At 64.7% G+C, this 3,179-nt stretch carries 2 protein-coding genes; one reads left to right on the forward strand and one right to left on the reverse strand.

Annotation, left to right across the window (positions count from 1 at the left end; all coding sequences use genetic code 11):
* Nucleotides 1-2,211 (forward strand): aminomethyl-transferring glycine dehydrogenase (gene gcvP, locus Q0S16_RS26155; protein WP_295855454.1); only part of this gene is annotated, 2,211 nt, incomplete at its 5' end.
* Nucleotides 2,212-2,506: 295 nt separating this feature from the next.
* On the opposite strand, the gene recA is transcribed toward gcvP, so the two are convergent.
* On the reverse strand, nt 2,507-3,179 hold a 673-nt coding region (recA, locus tag Q0S16_RS26160), incomplete at its 5' end, for a recombinase RecA (protein WP_295855458.1).

Here is a 3,179-nt window from a genome sequence, read left to right on the forward strand (position 1 = left end):
TATCCGGGCACGACAGGCGCGGTCCGAGATTTGCGGCCGGCGATCGCGTCGCTTCGCACCAGGGGCGCGCTGGCCGTGGTCGCCGCCGATCTTCTGGCGCTGACGCTGCTGGCTTCGCCGGGCGAACTCGGCGCCGATATCGCGATCGGATCGGCGCAGCGTTTTGGGGTGCCGATGGGTTATGGCGGCCCGCACGCGGCCTACATGGCGGTGCGCGACGCGCTGAAGCGGTCGCTGCCGGGGCGGCTCGTTGGCCTCTCGATCGACGCGCGCGGTGAACCGGCCTACCGGCTGGCGCTGCAGACGCGCGAACAACATATCCGCCGCGAGAAGGCGACCTCGAACATCTGTACCGCGCAGGTGCTGCTGGCGGTGATATCAGCGATGTATGCGGTGTATCACGGGCCGGACGGTCTGACCCATATCGCGCGCACCGTGCACGGCCGCGCGAAAGTACTCGCGACCGGGTTGAAGAAGCTCGGCTTTGTGCTTGATAGCGAAACGTTTTTCGACACTCTTTCCGTGCGGGTTGAAAACCGGAAAAGCGAGATTATTGCCAGCGCGCTGGCGCAAAGAATCAATCTCCGCATTGGTGACGCTACGCTTGGAATCGCGCTCGACGAGACCACGACGCCGGCCACGGTCGAAGCGGTATGGCGTGCCTTCGGCGGCACGCTGGCCTATGCCGAGATTGAAGCGGGCGTCGGCGATGCCCTGCCCGCGGCACTGACGCGCAAGACGACGTTCCTGACCCATCCGGTGTTTCACAGCTACCGCTCCGAGACCGAACTATTGCGCTACCTGCGAAAGCTCTCGGACCGCGATCTGGCGCTCGACCGCGCGATGATCCCGCTGGGCTCCTGCACCATGAAGCTCAACGCCACCGCCGAGATGATGCCGCTGACCTGGCCGGGTTTTGGCAGCCTGCACCCTTTCGTGCCGGACGATCAGGCGCGGGGCTATCATGCGATGTTCGCGTCCTTGCAAAACTGGCTGTGCGAGATCACCGGCTATGACGCGGTGTCGCTGCAGCCGAATTCCGGCGCCCAGGGCGAATATGCCGGGCTGCTGGCGATCCGTGGCTATCACGCCGCGCGCGGCGAGGCGCACCGCACGATCTGCCTGATCCCCTCCTCCGCGCACGGCACCAATCCGGCGTCGGCCAGCATGGTCGGCATGGAAGTGGTGGTGGTCGCCTGCGACACGCGCGGCGACGTCGATATCGACGATCTACGCGCCAAGGCGGACAAGCATGCCGCCCGCCTCGCGGCCATTATGATCACCTATCCCTCGACCCATGGCGTATTCGAGGAGCATATCCGCGACATCTGCGAGATCGTGCATCGCCATGGCGGACAGGTCTATCTCGACGGCGCCAACATGAATGCGCAGGTCGGGCTATCGCGACCCGGCGACTATGGCGCCGATGTCAGCCACCTTAACCTGCACAAGACGTTCTGCATTCCGCATGGCGGCGGCGGCCCGGGCATGGGGCCGATCGGTGTCAAGGCGCACCTCGCGCCGTTCCTGCCCGGTCATCGCGCCGCCGACGGCACGGCGGTCGGCGCGGTGTCCGCGGCGCCCCATGGCTCGGCATCGATCCTGACCATCTCCTACCTCTATATTCTGATGATGGGCGGCGCCGGCCTCACCGCGGCCACCGAGATCGCAATCCTGAATGCGAACTACATCGCCACCCGGCTCGATCCGCATTTTCCGGTCTTGTACAGGAATGCCCGCGGCCGCGTCGCCCATGAATGCATCGTCGATCCCCGCGCGCTGAAGGCGTCCGCGGGCGTCACTGTCGACGATATCGCCAAGCGGCTGATCGATTACGGTTTTCACGCGCCGACGATGAGTTTCCCGGTGGTCGGCACTCTGATGATCGAGCCGACCGAGTCGGAATCGAAGAACGAGATCGATCGCTTTTGCGACGCGATGATCGCGATCCGAAAGGAAATCGCGGAGATCGAGGCCGGCCGCTGGCCGGTCGAGGCCTCGCCGCTGCGCCATGCGCCGCATACGGTGCACGACATCGCCGATGACAACTGGCAGCGCGCCTATACGCGCGCGGAAGGCTGTTTCCCGGCGGGCTCGTCGCGCACCGACAAATACTGGTGCCCGGTCGGCCGCGTCGACAACGTCTATGGCGACCGCAATCTGGTGTGTTCGTGCCCGCCGATGGAAGATTACGCGCAGGCGGCGGAATAGCAGAATTCTTGCCCCGGACGCGGCGCAGCACGGCGCCTGACGATGCACAGCATCGTGGGGCGGCGTGGTGCGTTCAGAGCCGGGGCCCTGCCAAACGCCGGTGCCCGTGACGGTCCCGGCTCCGCGGAGCGGCACCAGAGCGCCGCACCGCGTGCGGGACACCAAGACCATTTGTTGTCACAGCAGTAGGCGTGCAGCAAAAAGCCCCAGCCTGTTGCCAGGCCGGGGCTTTGAACTTGCGAATTATTCGAACGCCGTGAATACGCTTAAATTCAGCATGCGGTCGTCACAATTCCTATTCCTCGACGGGCTCTTCACCCTCGGCGTCGCGCTCCGGCGAGCCGGCCAGGATCTGCTCGGCGATCAGGCCGGAATTCTGCCGGATCGAGGCTTCGATCTTGGCGGTCATGTCCGGATTGGCCTTCAGGAACGCCTTTGAATTCTCGCGGCCCTGGCCGAGGCGCTGGCTGTCATAGGAGAACCAGGCGCCGGATTTCTCGATGATGCCGGCCTTGACGCCGAGATCGAGGATCTCGCCCATCTTGGAGACGCCTTCGCCATACATGATGTCGAATTCGACCTGCTTGAACGGCGGCGCCAGCTTGTTCTTGACGACCTTGACGCGGGTCTGGTTGCCGACAACCTCGTCGCGCTCCTTGATCGCACCGATGCGGCGAATATCGAGCCGGACCGAGGCGTAGAATTTCAGCGCATTGCCGCCGGTGGTGGTCTCGGGCGAGCCGTACATCACGCCGATCTTCATGCGGATCTGGTTGATGAAGATCACCATGCCCTTCGACTTCGAAATCGAGCCGGTGAGCTTGCGCATCGCCTGGCTCATCAGGCGGGCCTGGAGACCGGGCAGGCTGTCGCCCATCTCACCCTCGATCTCGGCGCGGGGCGTGAGGGCGGCCACGCTGTCGACCACCACGATGTCTACGGCACCTGAGCGGACGAGCAGTTCCATG

Origin of the sequence: Tardiphaga sp. (genome assembly GCF_025356345.1) — a bacterium.
GTDB lineage: Bacteria > Pseudomonadota > Alphaproteobacteria > Rhizobiales > Xanthobacteraceae > Tardiphaga.